The 15,096-nt window shown below is 47.5% G+C and carries 13 protein-coding genes; 7 read left to right on the top strand and 6 right to left on the bottom strand.

The genetic code is table 11. The annotated features are described in order from the left end of the window. The first annotated feature begins 454 nt into the window (after positions 1–454). From ilvG to ilvA, 5 genes are read left to right on the top strand one after another with little or no spacing between them, the layout of a single operon-like run. Positions 455–2,101 (top strand): acetolactate synthase 2 catalytic subunit, encoded by a 1,647-nt coding sequence (gene ilvG / locus NL645_RS20255; RefSeq protein WP_005394061.1) that lies wholly within the window; start codon positions 455–457, stop codon positions 2,099–2,101. A gap of 11 nt (positions 2,102–2,112) precedes the next feature. After that, positions 2,113–2,397, top strand: coding sequence for an acetolactate synthase 2 small subunit (ilvM, locus tag NL645_RS20250; protein ID WP_005378958.1), 285 nt, complete (start codon positions 2,113–2,115; stop codon positions 2,395–2,397). A 12-nt stretch (positions 2,398–2,409) separates the two neighbouring features. Next, on the top strand, positions 2,410–3,348 hold the full coding sequence (gene ilvE, locus NL645_RS20245; protein WP_005378953.1) for a branched-chain-amino-acid transaminase: 939 nt from the start codon (positions 2,410–2,412) through the stop codon (positions 3,346–3,348). 14 nt (positions 3,349–3,362) lie between these two features. After that, positions 3,363–5,204: a dihydroxy-acid dehydratase gene (gene ilvD, locus NL645_RS20240; protein ID WP_253652301.1), complete on the top strand. Its 1,842-nt coding sequence runs from the start codon at positions 3,363–3,365 to the stop codon at positions 5,202–5,204. A 2-nt stretch (positions 5,205–5,206) separates the two neighbouring features. Beyond that, positions 5,207–6,754, top strand: coding sequence for a threonine ammonia-lyase, biosynthetic (ilvA, locus tag NL645_RS20235; protein ID WP_253652300.1), 1,548 nt, complete (start codon positions 5,207–5,209; stop codon positions 6,752–6,754). A 55-nt stretch (positions 6,755–6,809) separates the two neighbouring features. Here ilvA and punR read toward each other — a convergent pair whose 3' ends face one another. After that, positions 6,810–7,712 carry a DNA-binding transcriptional activator PunR gene (punR, locus tag NL645_RS20230; protein WP_005394068.1) on the bottom strand — a complete coding sequence of 301 codons (903 nt, stop codon included), beginning with the start codon at positions 7,710–7,712 and terminating at the stop codon, positions 6,810–6,812. Positions 7,713–7,864: 152 nt separating this feature from the next. Here punR and punC point away from each other — a divergent pair, with 152 nt between their 5' ends. Continuing rightward, on the top strand, positions 7,865–9,070 hold the full coding sequence (gene punC / locus NL645_RS20225; RefSeq protein ID WP_031780373.1) for a purine nucleoside transporter PunC: 1,206 nt from the start codon (positions 7,865–7,867) through the stop codon (positions 9,068–9,070). A 45-nt stretch (positions 9,071–9,115) separates the two neighbouring features. Here punC and NL645_RS20220 read toward each other — a convergent pair whose 3' ends face one another. Continuing rightward, entirely contained in the window at positions 9,116–9,892 is a 777-nt protein-coding gene (locus NL645_RS20220; protein WP_048625599.1) for a transporter substrate-binding domain-containing protein, read from the bottom strand. A 115-nt stretch (positions 9,893–10,007) separates the two neighbouring features. Between NL645_RS20220 and NL645_RS20215 the strand changes: the two genes are divergently transcribed. After that, positions 10,008–10,748 (top strand): amino acid ABC transporter permease, encoded by a 741-nt coding sequence (locus tag NL645_RS20215; RefSeq protein ID WP_006742913.1) that lies wholly within the window; start codon positions 10,008–10,010, stop codon positions 10,746–10,748. A gap of 81 nt (positions 10,749–10,829) precedes the next feature. Here the strand turns inward: NL645_RS20215 and glmU are convergent, their stop codons facing one another. From glmU to atpG, 4 genes are all read right to left on the bottom strand, one after another. After that, entirely contained in the window at positions 10,830–12,191 is a 1,362-nt protein-coding gene (gene glmU / locus NL645_RS20210; protein WP_005394079.1) for a bifunctional UDP-N-acetylglucosamine diphosphorylase/glucosamine-1-phosphate N-acetyltransferase GlmU, read from the bottom strand. Positions 12,192–12,340: 149 nt separating this feature from the next. Then, on the bottom strand, positions 12,341–12,763 hold the full coding sequence (locus NL645_RS20205) for a F0F1 ATP synthase subunit epsilon (protein ID WP_005378937.1): 423 nt from the start codon (positions 12,761–12,763) through the stop codon (positions 12,341–12,343). A gap of 18 nt (positions 12,764–12,781) precedes the next feature. Further along, entirely contained in the window at positions 12,782–14,185 is a 1,404-nt protein-coding gene (gene atpD, locus NL645_RS20200; protein ID WP_005383849.1) for a F0F1 ATP synthase subunit beta, read from the bottom strand. 35 nt (positions 14,186–14,220) lie between these two features. Then, positions 14,221–15,087, bottom strand: a complete 867-nt coding sequence (gene atpG, locus NL645_RS20195; RefSeq protein WP_005394082.1) for a F0F1 ATP synthase subunit gamma — start codon at positions 15,085–15,087, stop codon at positions 14,221–14,223. Positions 15,088–15,096: the final 9 nt, after the last annotated feature.

Genomic DNA, 15,096 nt, shown 5'->3' with positions numbered 1-15,096 from the left:
ATTTATTGAACACTCTGTAAACAAATGTTTTATCTAGTTGGTTATGTTATATACCGCGTCCCAATTGAGAGTTAATGTGAAAAAAGAATGACTTTTTGCTTGTCATGCAGCGGAATTGTGTGATACCACTAATGACGCAAACAATTTCGTAGAACATTACACAACATTTTTTAACGAAAAAAGAACGACAGACAGATGAACCTTTTCGCTCATATCAACGCACTGCTAGCCCTGATTATCGTGGTCATTATTGGCACCGCGCGGGGTATTGTGGGCGAAAGGTAACCACAAATTACAAAAAACCCCCGCACTGAAAAGTCCGGGGGTTTTTTTACAACTACAAGTTGTCATCTGTCTAACCCTCGGACAGTTTAACGGGAAGAATGGGAGTGCACATGAAGTGCAATAAATATGGCAATCGCTACGAGCCACAACGTAGCAAAGGAGGTTTACGATGACTGGTGCACAACTTGTCGTAGCCGCTTTAAGACAGCAAGGCATCGAAACCGTTTTTGGCTACCCTGGCGGGGCCATCATGCCAATCTACGATGCTTTGTATGACGGAGGGGTGGAGCACATCCTATGCCGTCATGAGCAAGGGGCCGCCATGGCCGCCATCGGTATGGCTCGTTCCACTCAAGACGTTGCTGTATGTATGGCAACTTCCGGCCCAGGGGCCACTAACCTTGTTACCGGCCTTGCCGACGCTTTCCTTGACTCCGTACCTCTAGTTGCCATCACAGGCCAGGTTGCTAGCTCTCATATCGGTACCGATGCATTCCAAGAAATGGATGTGATCGGAATGTCCCTAGCCTGTACTAAGCACAGCTATCTCGTGACCGAAATTGAAGACCTAGCGCCAACGCTAGCCGAAGCGTTTGAAGTGGCCAAAACGGGTCGTCCGGGTCCAGTCATTGTCGATATCGCCAAAGACGTTCAACTGGCTCAAACCCCAACAGATCTACTGCCTCCATATGTTGCGCCTGCAATCGAAGATGTCAGCGCTGAAGATATCAAACGTGCGCAAGATGTACTGGCAGCATCAACTCGCCCAGTGTTGTATGTTGGTGGTGGCGTGCAACTCGCGAAAGCAACCGATGCAGTACGCGAATTCCTTCGCTTAAACCCAATGCCAGCAGTTAGTACACTAAAAGGCCTCGGTACCATTGAACGCCATGATCCTCACTATCTTGGTATGTTGGGCATGCACGGCACCAAAGCCGCTAACCTAGTGGTTCAAGAAGCCGATCTATTGATCGTGGTTGGCGCACGCTTTGATGACCGTGTGACGGGTAAGCTCGACACGTTTGCACCAAATGCGAAAGTGATTCACATCGACATTGATGCCGCAGAAATTCATAAACTGCGCCACGCCAACGCACCATTGCGTGGCGACATCAACACCATTCTTCCTCAGCTAGAGCTGACTCAAGATATCTCACCGTGGGTACATCACAGTGAAAGTCTGCGCAGCGGCTTTAAGTGGCGTTACGACCATCCGGGCGAGTTAATCTACGCACCGCTATTGCTTAAACAACTGTCAGACATGATGCCAGACAGCTCAATTGTCTCGACTGATGTCGGTCAGCACCAGATGTGGGCAGCGCAACATATCCAGCCACGCGAACCACAAAATTTCATCACTTCTGCTGGCCTTGGCACCATGGGCTTTGGCTTGCCAGCAGCGATGGGTGCAGCAGTCGCACGTCCTGATGATCAGTCTATCCTTATTACAGGTGACGGTTCATTTATGATGAACGTGCAGGAATTGGGCACGCTGAAGCGTCGTCAGATTCCAGTGAAGATTGTCCTTCTTAATAACCAACGTCTTGGCATGGTTCGCCAATGGCAATCGCTGTTTTTCGACGGTCGCCACAGTGAAACCATTCTTGATGACAACCCAGATTTCGTGATGCTAGCAAAAGCGTTCGATATCCCGGGCAAGACCATCACCAAGAAAGAAGAAGTGGAGCCAGCGCTGAAAGAGATGCTAGCGAGTGAAACTTCTTACATGCTTCACGTTTTGATTGATGAAGAAGAAAACGTGTGGCCATTGGTGCCACCAGGCGCATCAAACAGTGATATGTTGGAAAATACATAGGAGACAATCGCATGGACAGATATTTACTCGACATCAAAGCCGATGACAAACCGGTACTGTTGGAGCGCGTTCTACGTGTGATTCGTCACCGAGGCTTCGTGATCAAACAAGTCGCTGCTACGCAAAACCATGAAAGTAAAGTAGCCAGCGTCGAGATCATCGTCGACAGCGATCGACCAATCTCGTTTTTGATCAATCAAATAGAGAAGTTGTGGGACGTTCGTAAGGTTGAGGTGCTAAAAATCCGCAACGATGAACTGCCAAATCACAACTTACAACAACACGTAAGTGCATAAGGAAGGCAACAAATGGCAACGAAAACTGCAGATTTCATTTGGTTTAATGGTGAGATGGTTCCATGGGCAGAGGCTAACGTTCACGTTCTGACTCACGCAATGCACTATGGTACATCCGTGTTTGAAGGCGTGCGCTGTTACAACACACCAAAAGGCCCAATTGTCTTCCGTCACCGTGAGCATGCACAACGTTTAAAAGATTCCGCCAAGATTTACCGTTTCCCGATCCCTTTTTCTGTAGAAGAAATCATGGAAGCTACCCGCGAAACACTGCGCCAAAACAAACTCGATAGTGCTTACATTCGTCCATTAGGTTTTGTCGGTAATGTTGGTTTGGGCGTGTGCCCACCAGTTGGCACTGAAATGGATCTAATCATTGCGGCATTTCCTTGGGGCTCTTACTTAGGCGAAGAAGCGCTAGAAAAAGGTGTCGATGCGATGATTTCAAGCTGGAACCGCGCTGCGCCAAACACCATCCCAACTGCGGCTAAAGCAGGCGGTAACTACCTATCTTCACTACTGGTTGGTGGTGAAGCGCGTCGTCACGGTTACGACGAAGGTATTGCGCTAAGCGTAGATGGTTACCTATCGGAAGGCGCCGGTGAAAACATCTTCGTTATCAAAGATGGCGTAATCACCACACCACCAGCAACTAGCGCGATTCTACCGGGCATCACTCGTGATTCGATCATGACGATTGCACGCGATAAAGGCTACGAAGTACGTGAAGCCAACATTGCTCGTGAAGCCCTTTACCTTGCCGATGAAGTCTTCATGACAGGTACTGCGGCTGAAATTGTGCCAGTGGCAACCATCGACAAAATTGAAGTGGGCACAGGTAAACGCGGCCCAATCACTAAAGAACTACAAGCAGCCTACTTTGGCCTATTTGACGGCACCACGGAAGATAAGTGGGGCTGGTTAGACTATGTGTACCCAGAACAGAAGTAAGAAGGATTTAAGAAATGCCAAAATATAGATCAGCTACCACCACACATGGTCGTAACATGGCGGGGGCACGCGCGCTGTGGCGTGCAACGGGCGTGAAAGAAGAAGACTTCGGTAAACCAATCATCGCCGTAGTGAACTCGTTTACTCAATTTGTTCCGGGTCACGTACATCTTAAAGACATGGGTCAGCTTGTCGCACGTGAAATTGAAAAATCAGGCGGCATCGCGAAAGAGTTCAACACCATCGCGGTCGATGATGGTATCGCAATGGGTCACGGTGGCATGCTGTATTCACTGCCATCGCGTGAGCTGATTGCAGACTCAGTAGAATACATGGTGAATGCGCATTGTGCTGATGCCATGGTATGTATCTCTAACTGTGACAAAATCACTCCGGGAATGTTGATGGCATCTATGCGTCTTAACATCCCAGTTATCTTTGTTTCTGGTGGTCCGATGGAAGCGGGTAAAACCAAGCTTTCTGATCAGATCATCAAACTAGACCTTGTTGATGCAATGATCCAAGGCGCGGATCCAAAAGTATCTGATGAGCAAAGCGAGCAAATCGAACGCAGCGCATGTCCAACCTGTGGATCGTGTTCAGGCATGTTCACGGCAAACTCGATGAACTGCCTAACAGAAGCACTGGGTCTTTCTCAGCCGGGCAACGGTTCTATGCTGGCGACTCACGCTGATCGTGAACAGCTATTCCTTAACGCGGGCAGACGCATTGTTGAACTGACTCGTCGTTACTACGAGCAAGATGACGAATCCGCGTTGCCACGCAACATCGCTACGTTTGATGCCTTCGAAAATGCAATGGCACTGGATATTGCCATGGGTGGTTCAACCAACACCATTTTGCACCTGTTGGCTGCAGCGCAAGAAGGTGAAGTGGATTTCGATATGGAAGATATCGATCGCCTATCACGCCAAGTCCCACACCTATGTAAAGTGGCACCATCTACCCAGAAATATCACATGGAAGACGTACACCGCGCTGGTGGCGTCATGGCGATTCTCGGTGAGTTAGATCGTGCAGGTCTTCTACACAATGATGCGCGCACCGTGCTTGGCCTTTCGATGAAAGAGCAGCTGGCGAAATACGACATCATCCAAACTGAAGACGAAGAGGTACTTAAATTCTACCGTGCCGGTCCGGCTGGTATTCGTACCACCCAAGCGTTCTCACAAGATTGCCGCTGGGATCGCCTTGATGACGACCGTGCAGAAGGTTGTATTCGCGCGAAAGACAACGCCTTCAGCCAAGAAGGTGGCCTAGCCGTTCTATCAGGCAACATCGCATTGGATGGCTGTATCGTTAAGACAGCCGGTGTTGATGAAAGCATTCTTAAGTTCACTGGTCCGGCTGTGGTATTTGAAAGCCAAGAAGATGCGGTGGAAGGCATCTTAGGCGGTAAAGTGAAAGCCGGTGATGTGGTTGTTATCCGTTACGAGGGCCCTAAAGGTGGTCCGGGCATGCAAGAAATGCTTTACCCAACCACTTACCTAAAATCGATGGGCCTTGGTAAAGAATGTGCACTGCTGACTGACGGTCGTTTCTCTGGTGGTACATCAGGACTCTCTATCGGCCATGCTTCTCCTGAAGCCGCTAACGGCGGTGCTATTGGACTGGTGAAACCGGGCGATATGATCGCGATTGATATTCCGAACCGTTCAATTTCACTCGAAGTGTCTGAACAAGAACTTGCAGAGCGCCGTGCAAAACAAGATGAACTTGGCTGGAAACCTGTTGATCGTCAAAGAGAAGTTTCCTTTGCACTTAAAGCGTACGCGAGCATGGCCACCAGTGCTGACAAGGGTGCAGTACGAGACAAGTCGAAGCTAGAGGACTAGCAATGATGGAATCTCAACCCGAAAAGAAAGTAAATCAAACTGGCGCAGACTATCTGCGCCAAATCCTTCGCGCACCTGTTTATGAAGTAGCAACAGTGACGCCACTGCAAGAAATGCCTCGTTTATCTGCACGTATCGGGAATAATGTGCAGATCAAGCGTGAAGATCGCCAACCCGTGCACTCGTTCAAATTGCGCGGTGCATACAACATGGTGGCGAGTTTATCTGAAGCGCAGAAAGCCGCTGGTGTCATCGCAGCATCGGCAGGTAACCACGCTCAAGGCATGGCGCTGTCTGGCACTAAGCTGGGCATCAAAACCACCATCGTGATGCCAAAGACCACGCCGGATATCAAAGTCGACGCAGTACGCAGCTTTGGTGGCAATGTGGTACTACACGGCAGCAACTTTGATGAAGCAAAAGCAGAAGCCGAACGTTTGTCAGAGCAATATGGCTATACTTTTGTGCCCCCCTTTGATCACCCACTGGTGATCGCAGGTCAAGGCACCATCGGTATGGAAATGCTGCAGCAAAATGGTCACCTTGATTACATCTTTGTTCCTGTCGGTGGTGGCGGTTTAGCTGCCGGTGTTGCGGTACTCGTGAAGCAGCTCATGCCAGAAATCAAAGTCATTGCTGTAGAGCCGGAAGACTCATCTTGTCTTAAAGCCGCGCTGGATGCTGGTGAACCTGTCGTACTAGACCAAGTCAGCATGTTTGCCGATGGCGTCGCAGTAAAGCGCATTGGTGAAGAGACTTTCCGTCTGTGCCAGAAGTACATTGATGGCCATATTGCGGTCTCTAGTGATGAAATCTGCGCAGCCGTAAAAGACATCTTTGAAGATACCCGTGCGATTGCTGAGCCTTCGGGTGCGCTTGCTCTGGCCGGTTTGAAGAAATTTGCTGAACAGAACAAGCTGAAAGACAAAAACCTAGGCACGGTACTGTCTGGCGCAAACACCAACTTCCACGGGTTACGCTATGTGTCAGAACGTTGCGAGCTAGGTGAAAAACGTGAAGGTTTATTGGCAGTGACGATCCCTGAACGCCAAGGAGCGTTCTTTGAGTTCTGTAACTTGATTGGCGGTCGTGCCGTAACGGAGTTTAACTATCGTTACAACGATGACGAACTCGCTAATATCTTTGTCGGTGTTCGTCTGCAAGGTGGTCAAGAAGAGTTGGAAAACATCATTCACGATCTACGTGAAGGTGGCTATCCGGTGGTTGACCTTTCTGACGATGAAATGGCGAAGCTACACATTCGCTACATGATCGGCGGGAAGCCATCGAAACAACTCAAAGAGCGACTCTACAGCTTTGAATTTCCAGAGTACCCTGGTGCCTTACTGAAATTCTTAAGCACTCTTGGTACCCATTGGAATATTAGCTTGTTCAACTACCGTAACCACGGCGCCGACTATGGACGCGTTTTATGTGGTTTCGAGTTAGATGAAGGAGATTTAGCTCAGTTTTCGGCACATTTGCGCGAACTTGGCTATCAATGCAAAGACGAAACAGACAACCCGTCTTACAAGTTCTTCCTGTCATAAAACGCCACGCTCCAAACATATCAAATAAAACACCTCGCTATTGCGAGGTGTTTTTTTATGACTGTAACCAATCTTGATGTAGCTGATTAGGCGATCCTAGGTAATCCACCATCCATTGGATCAATTTATGATTATCATCTTTGCGCCAGACCAAGCAACAATGACTGAGCGGCTTATCATCTGGCATCACCTTCTCCACCAGCACACCATCATTGATCAGTGGCGTTGCAATATGACGTGGCATGTAACCCACGCCAACTCCATTTTTCAAACATTCAATTGCACTGTACCAGTTGGGTAGTAACAATCGGCGTTGTTGCGGGTAATGGCCAGTATGGCGCTTTGGCAGCACGTTCGAAGTATCATCAAGGCAGATCGCCGGAAATTGACTCACAAACTCTTCAGTAAGCACTTGTTGGCGAACACAGGGATGAGCGGGAGACATTACAAATGCCCAATCTAATACGCCCATATCTTTGACTTCAAAATCTCCACCAACGGGAACCGCAGATGTCGCGCCAACGACAATGTCGGCTCTACCTTGTGCTATGGCTTCCCAAGAGCCATTAAATACTTCCATATTGATCTGCAATTCAGCAAATTCAAACTCGCGATAAAAGTCTTCCACCAAAGGTTTGAGTTTTTCTAACTTCACCACGTTATCTAAGGTCAGCTTTAACGTGCTCTTCCATCCCTGAGCTGCTCGGCGTGTTTGTGCTTTCACCTCTTCCATTTGACGCAGCAAAGAGCGAGCCTCAGCCATAAAAAGCTCACCTGCTGGAGTTAACTCCACTTTCCTCGGTAAGCGTCGAAACAGCACCACATCTAAATCTTGCTCGACCTGCCTTACTCCATAACTGATGGCTGAAGGGACTTTATGCAGCACCTCAGCCGCAGCGGTGAAACTGCCTAAACGGGCAACCGTATCCAGCATTTCCAGAGACGCTTTAGAGAACATGATTTAACCTTTCAAAAAATTTGATTGATAACCAACAATTTTAGCGTTTTATTTTATCAAAATCGAAAAATAGAATAATAAGGTAAATAAATCAGGGTTGGCGCCAACTGATGTTGATTAAAAAATGATTAAATAATTTGACTGGTTGAATCATGAAAATATCAAAACTACAGCTCATTTATCTGGCAGCATTATCGATGCTTGGCTTCGTTGCTACCGATATGTATCTGCCAGCATTCAAAGCGATGGAAATCGACTTTGCAACAGGCCCTGAGCAAATAGCGCTCTCTTTAACGGTATTCCTAGTTGGTATGGCGGTTGGCCAGCTAATGTGGGGATTGGCATCCGATAAATTTGGCCACCGCAATACACTCGCGGCCGGGTTAGTGCTGTTTACTATCGCGTCATTCGGTTTGGCTTTCTGTGACCAAGTATGGCAACTACTGACACTGCGCTTTATCCAAGCTATCGGTGTATGTGCACCAGCCGTGATCTGGCAAGCCATGGTCATTAAACGCTACTCAAGCAGCAGTCAGCAAATTTTTGCAACGATCATGCCGTTAGTCGCGCTATCACCAGCACTAGCACCTCAATTAGGGGTAGTGTTGGCAGATAACTTCGGCTGGCACAGTATCTTTATTACGCTGACACTAGTTGGTGTCTTCTTGGTCTTTGCGACAATGGCCCAAAAAGACGAGAAAGCAGAAATCAAACAAACCAGTATGTCTGCCGACATCAAAGCGCTGCTGAGTTCTAAAAAATACCTTGGCAACGTGTTTATGTTTGCGACGGCTTCGGCTGCATTCTTTGCTTACCTAACTGGTATGCCAGAAATCATGGCGCAACTAGGCTATGAAGCAAAAGATATTGGTTTGAGCTTTATCCCACAAACTATCGCGTTTATGGCTGGTGGTTACTTGGGTAAAGTCGGCGTTCGTAAATTTGGTGATGAAAAAGTTCTACGTCAATTGATTGGCCTATTTAGTGTCGCGGCAATAATGATATTCATTGCCTCACAATGGGAACTGTCTTCTATCTGGCCAATTCTAGCGCCTTTCTGTTTAATTGCGGTAGCCAATGGTGCGCTATACCCAATCGTAGTAAACCGCGCGTTGGCAAGTGCTAAACAAAGCCCTGCAACAGCTGCAGGCCTGCAAAACAGCTTACAAATTACTGTGAGCAGTCTATCAAGCGCATTAGTTGCTGCAATGGCAAGCCAAGCTCAAATGGTAACGGGCGTTGCAATCATCATCTGTATGGGTGGTCTTTGGATGGGTTACATCTTATCTAACCGTGAATTGTCTCAGCACTTCACGACTCCAGACAATGCTCGTGTAGTGAGTGAAGACGAACTTTAATTGTTCAGATAATAAAAAAGAGCCGCGTAATGCGGCTCTTTTTTATTATAAGCTTTTCAACCCCCACTTCTTGGCAGTCAGCTTGAAAAAGCCTTGGGTCTTTTTCAGCTCAACCCAATGGTTGATGTAATTAATCCATACTTGATCGTTTTGCGGCAACAGCATCGCAATTGGTGTCGGTTTACGCGGAGCGGTCACTGGTACTATCGCCAGTTGTTTAAACTTGTCCACCAACGTCGCTGCTTCCACATTGGACGTCACCGATACATCGGCCCTGCGAGCTAGTAATTCTTGGAAGTCGCGCGCTGGCGCTTCAATCACAATGTGTTGAGCCAGCGGGAAAAACTCTTTCACCATTTTTTCTTGCACCGTTCCTAGTGTCGCCGCGACTTTCACATCAGGCGTATTAAAATCTGCCCAATCAGAGAATTTGGCGAGATCTTTCTTTTGCACAACGGGTACAAAGGCAAGGTAGAAATACGGTTGGCTGTATCCAGCGACTTTCGCGCGCGACATATTCAGGGACGCGCTGCCAGTAATATCGTATTTGTTGGCGGTAATGCCATTGACTAGTGTCTTCCAATCCGTGGCTACATACTCTACTTTTACACCGAGATCTTTAGCAAGCTCTGTCGTTACGTCGATATCAAAGCCACGATAACTGTTGGTTGCAGGGTCTTTCATCGTCATCGGATTCCAATCTCCCGTCGTTCCAACACGGAGTACACCACTGTCTAAAATGGATTGAAGACGGCTTTCAGCATGAGCAATTTGAGTTGCAGCAAGTAAACACATTCCTAGCGCTAGTAAAATCTTTTTCATTTTTATTCCCTTAAAAATAATGACCTTATGCGGTTTAATGATTAACCTTTATTAAAGCTCTATTGATAACATAGCAGCAACAATGGAAGTTTTTTAGTTAATTCAGGGAGTAAATGTGACCTTTCGAACTCTATGGCTGATTTCGCTGCTGTTGCTCACAGGTTGCTCAGATTATCAATGGGGCTGGTATGTGCTCGATCCCTCCACGGAGCAAGGACTCACCAATCTGAAGTTTTTAATCGCCGGATTTAGTGACACCATCCAAGTATCACTCCTCAGTATGTTATTTGCGATGACCTTAGGTTTAATCATCGCCCTACCGGCTCTGTCGAACTCCCCCTACTTGAAGTGGATCAACCGCATTTATGTCGAGGTAGTCCGTTCAGTGCCTGTTTTAGTCTTACTACTTTGGGTGTATTACGGCATGCCAACGCTGTTGGATGTCTCACTCAATCACTTTTGGGCGGGTGTTATTGCCCTGACCATTGCTGAGAGTGCGTTTATGGCGGAGGTGTTTCGCGGCGGAATCCAAGCCATCAGTCGTGGCCAGCATGAAGCGGCTGAATCTTTGGGCTTAAGCTATTGGCAAAAGATGCACTTGGTAATTCTTCCCCAAGCGTTTCGACAAATTCTCCCACCATTGGGAAATCAATTTGTGTATATCCTGAAGATGAGTTCTTTGGTTAGTGTGATTGGTTTGAGCGATCTCACTCGCCGTGCCAATGAGCTGGTGGTGAATGAGTACTTACCCCTAGAGATTTATACCTTCCTCGTTTTGGAGTACTTGTTGCTCATTCTATTCGTATCCCAAGCTGTTCGTTGGCTCGAAAAACGCATCGCCATTCCCAGTTACTAACGATGAAGCCTTTAGCTAGAAACAACAAAGCCGCTCTTGTTGAGCGGCTTTGACAATATAGCGACAGAGTGCAGGTACTGCTTATTTCTGTTTTACAGGGCGTTGCCAGCCATTAATTTTGCGCTCTTTGACGCGAGTAATCACTAACTCGCCTTCTTCAACATCTTTTGTCAGCGTCGTACCTGCACCGATGGTTGCGCCATCAGCGATAGTGACAGGCGCCACCAACTGGCTATCAGAACCAACAAAGACATCATTACCGATGATGGTTTTAAACTTGTTCGCACCATCATAGTTACAAGTAATCGTACCGGCACCGATGTTCGTACGTTGACCGATTTCAGCATCACCAAGGTAAGTTAGATGGTTCGCTTTTGAGCCTTCTCCGATACGCGCATTTTTCACTTCTACGAAGTTACCCACATGGGAATCGTTACGCATCTCAGCACCAGGACGAAGGCGAGTAAATGGACCAACGGTACATTCTTCACCAACCGTTGCACCTTCAATCACACTGTAAGGGCGAACGATGGTGTTGTCGTCGATTTCACAATCTTTCAGTACACAACCCGCACCGATAACCACGTTATCACCGAGTGATACTTTACCTTCGATGATAACATTCACGTCGATTTCACAGTCCATACCGCACTGCAACTCACCACGCAAATCAAAGCGTGCTGGGTCGCGTAGCATCACACCTTGCTCTAGTAGCTTCTGAGCTTGCATTGATTGGAAGGCACGCTCTAGACGAGCCAGTTGAGCACGGTCGTTGACCCCTTCCACCTCAATGGCATTGACTGGGTGTACAGCTTCAACGGCGCGACCTTCATCGTGTGCGGCTGCAATAACGTCAGTTAGGTAGTACTCGCCTTGCGCGTTGTTGTTGTTTAAGCCAGACAACCAACGCTTAAGATCCCCACCAGTCGCAACCATCACGCCAGTGTTGATCTCTTTAATTTGCTTTTGTTCTTCCGTTGCGTCTTTTTGCTCAACAATCGCAACAACAGGACCATTTTTACGAATAATACGACCATAACCTGTTGGGTTATCAAGCATCACTGTAAGCAGTGCAATACCACCAGTTGGTTGAGCATCCAACAAGTTCTCGATGGTTTCAGCTGAAATTAATGGCACATCACCATAAAGCACGAGGATTTTCTCATCGTCTTCGAAGCGAGGAGATGCTTGGTCAACTGCATGGCCAGTTCCCAACTGATCCGCTTGCAGCACCCAGTTTACTGGCTCTTCAGCAAGAGTGGTTTGCATTTGATCACCACCGTGACCAAATACTAAGTGAATATTTTGTGCACCAAGACCAGTACATGTATCAATCACATGTTTTGCCATTGGCTTCCCTGCCAAAGTGTGAAGCACTTTAGGCATGTTCGAATGCATACGGGTACCTTTACCCGCAGCAAGAATCACTGCACTGAATTTCATTGAGAACCTATTGACGTTTTATGTTAATTGGCCGTTATTTTAAACAGCTCTTTTAAAATAGTTAATGGAGTAAGGTAAATTTCCAACTAAAATTAATCAAAAAGGCGACCATTTGGCCGCCTTTTGTCATGCAACGTTGCTAATTGAGCTTAGCGACGCTTTTTTGTCAGCTCGATAACTCGTAGCTGAGCAATGGCTTTAGCCAGTTCACTGGCCGCTTGTGCGAAGTCCATGTCACCATGCTGATTCTGGATTTGCTCCTCAGCGCGGCGCTTGGCTTCTTCTGCCTTCGCTGCGTCTAGCTCTTCACCACGGATAGCGGTATCAGCCAGTACAGTCGCTGTACCAGGCTGAATCTCTACCATACCACCAGAAACATAAATGATTTCTTCGTGGCCGTGCTGTTTCACAATACGCACCATACCAGGCTTGATAGCGGTCAGCAGCGGTGTGTGACCATGGAAAATACCAAGTTCACCTTCGCTACCGGTCACCTGAAACGTTTCAACACGACCAGAGAAGATTTTCTTCTCAGCGCTTACTACGTCTAGGTGAAAGGTTATTGCTGCCATATCGCCTCCTAGTTAGCCTTATAGCTTCTTCGCATTCTCAATAGCATCGTCGATGCTACCGCAGTACATGAATGCCTGCTCAGGAATGTCGTCGTATTCACCAGCTAGTAGACCTTTAAAGCCACGTAGAGTCTCTTTTAGAGGTACGTAAATACCAGGGTCACCTGTAAATACTTCTGCTACGTGGTAAGGCTGAGTTAGGAAACGCTCAATCTTACGTGCACGAGATACAACTTGCTTATCTTCTTCAGATAGCTCGTCCATACCTAGGATAGCAATGATGTCTTTCAGCTCTTTGTAGCGCTGAAGTGTCTGCTGAACGCCACGAGCAACTTCGTAGTGATCTTGACCAACTACTAGTGGATCAAGCATACGAGATGTTGAATCTAGTGGGTCGATCGCAGGGTATAGACCCATTGCAGCGATGTTACGGTTAAGTACAACCGTTGCATCCAAGTGCGCGAACGTGGTTGCTGGAGACGGGTCAGTCAAGTCATCCGCAGGTACGTATACCGCCTGTACAGACGTGATAGAACCTGATTTCGTTGACGTGATACGCTCCTGAAGTACACCCATCTCTTCTGCAAGAGTTGGCTGGTAACCTACCGCAGAAGGCATACGACCTAGCAGTGCCGATACCTCTGTACCTGCAAGTGTGTAACGGTAGATGTTATCAATGAACAGTAGTACGTCACGACCTTCGTCACGGAAACGTTCTGCCATTGTTAGACCAGTCAGTGCAACACGTAGACGGTTACCTGGTGGCTCGTTCATCTGACCGTAAACCATCGCTACTTTCGATTCTTCAGGCTTCTCAACGTTTACAACGCCCGCTTCCTGCATCTCGTAGTAGAAATCGTTACCTTCACGAGTACGCTCACCAACACCCGCAAATACGGATAGACCTGAGTGCTGTAGTGCGATGTTGTTGATAAGTTCCATCATGTTAACGGTCTTACCTACACCAGCACCACCGAACAGACCGATTTTACCACCCTTAGCGAATGGACAAATTAGGTCGATTACTTTAACGCCCGTTTCTAGAAGTGCGATCTCGTTTGATTGTTCTTCGTAGCTTGGTGCGCTGCGGTGGATAGAGTAAACCTCTTCCGCGCCCACTTCACCACGCTCATCAATCGCGTCACCTAGGACGTTCATGATACGACCTAGAGTTTTAGTACCGACTGGTACTGAAATTGGAGCGCCAGTGTTAACCACTTCAACTCCACGACGTAAACCATCAGAGCTACCCATTACGATACAACGAACTACGCCACCGCCTAGCTGTTGTTGAACTTCAAGAACTAGACGCTCTTTTGAGTCCGTTACGTTTAGAGCGTCATATACACTAGGTACATTGCTCTGTGGGAACTCTACGTCGACTACCGCACCGATGATCTGTACGATCTTACCTGTAGCCATCGTTAATCCTCTAAACTATTTCGTTTTACCTAAGCTTAAACCGCAGCTGCACCACCAACGATTTCCGATAGTTCTTGTGTGATCGCAGCCTGACGGGCTTTGTTGTACACAAGTTCCAAATCGTCAATCAAGTTGGTTGCGTTATCCGTTGCAGCCTTCATCGCAATCATTCGAGCCGCTTGTTCACAAGCAAGGTTCTCAACCACACCTTGGTATACCTGAGACTCTACGTAACGCACTAGTAGCGTATCCAGTAGAGGTTTTGGCTCAGGCTCATAGATGTAGTCCCATGAGTGCTCACGCTGCATCTCTTCGCTGTCCGATTTAGGCAAAGGTAGCAATTGATCGATCGTTGGTTGCTGAACCATAGTATTCACAAACTTGTTGAATACTACGTATAGACGGTCCAGTTCACCTTCATCGTATTTCTTCAGCATTACGCCAACAGAACCGATTAGGTCTTCTAAGCTTGGGTTATCACCCAGGCCAGAAACCTGTGCCGCAACTTTTGCGCCACCATGTTTAAAGAAAGCTGTTGCTTTTGAGCCAACAACGGCAAGCTCAATCTCAGCACCTTTCTCTCTCCATGCTTGCATGTCTGTAACGGCTTTTTTGAACACGTTAATGTTCAAACCACCACACAGACCACGGTCTGTCGAAACGATGATGTAACCAACACGTTTAGCTTCACGCTCTTCTAGGTACGGATGACGGTACTCTAGGTTTGCGTTAGCCACATGACCGATCACTTTACGCATTGTTTCAGCGTATGGACGAGAAGCTTCCATTGCATCTTGAGAACGACGCATTTTTGAAGCTGCTACCATTTCCATCGCTTTCGTAATTTTCTGCGTGCTTTTAACACTACCGATTTTATTACGTATCTCTTTTGCGCCGGCCATCGTTACTCT

The organism is Vibrio sp. Y51_MX_L26 (assembly GCF_024181935.1).
GTDB lineage: Bacteria > Pseudomonadota > Gammaproteobacteria > Enterobacterales > Vibrionaceae > Vibrio > Vibrio diabolicus.
The sequence above is the reverse complement of the archived record's forward strand: the minus strand, read 5'-3'. Positions and strand labels throughout refer to the sequence as shown.

Bases quoted from the DNA above. Each gene is read 5' to 3' on its own strand.
- atpG (WP_005394082.1), bottom strand. From the start codon at position 15,087: ATGGCCGGCGCAAAAGAGATACGTAATAAAATCGGTAGTGTTAAAAGC.
- ilvM (WP_005378958.1), top strand. From the start codon at position 2,113: ATGGACAGATATTTACTCGACATCAAAGCCGATGACAAACCGGTACTG.
- atpD (WP_005383849.1), bottom strand. From the start codon at position 14,185: ATGGCTACAGGTAAGATCGTACAGATCATCGGTGCGGTAGTCGACGTA.
- punR (WP_005394068.1), bottom strand. From the start codon at position 7,712: ATGTTCTCTAAAGCGTCTCTGGAAATGCTGGATACGGTTGCCCGTTTA.
- ilvE (WP_005378953.1), top strand. From the start codon at position 2,410: ATGGCAACGAAAACTGCAGATTTCATTTGGTTTAATGGTGAGATGGTT.
- glmU (WP_005394079.1), bottom strand. From the start codon at position 12,191: ATGAAATTCAGTGCAGTGATTCTTGCTGCGGGTAAAGGTACCCGTATG.
- ilvA (WP_253652300.1), top strand. From the start codon at position 5,207: ATGATGGAATCTCAACCCGAAAAGAAAGTAAATCAAACTGGCGCAGAC.
- punC (WP_031780373.1), top strand. From the start codon at position 7,865: ATGAAAATATCAAAACTACAGCTCATTTATCTGGCAGCATTATCGATG.
- ilvD (WP_253652301.1), top strand. From the start codon at position 3,363: ATGCCAAAATATAGATCAGCTACCACCACACATGGTCGTAACATGGCG.
- ilvG (WP_005394061.1), top strand. From the start codon at position 455: ATGACTGGTGCACAACTTGTCGTAGCCGCTTTAAGACAGCAAGGCATC.
- NL645_RS20220 (WP_048625599.1), bottom strand. From the start codon at position 9,892: ATGAAAAAGATTTTACTAGCGCTAGGAATGTGTTTACTTGCTGCAACT.
- NL645_RS20205 (WP_005378937.1), bottom strand. From the start codon at position 12,763: ATGGCAGCAATAACCTTTCACCTAGACGTAGTAAGCGCTGAGAAGAAA.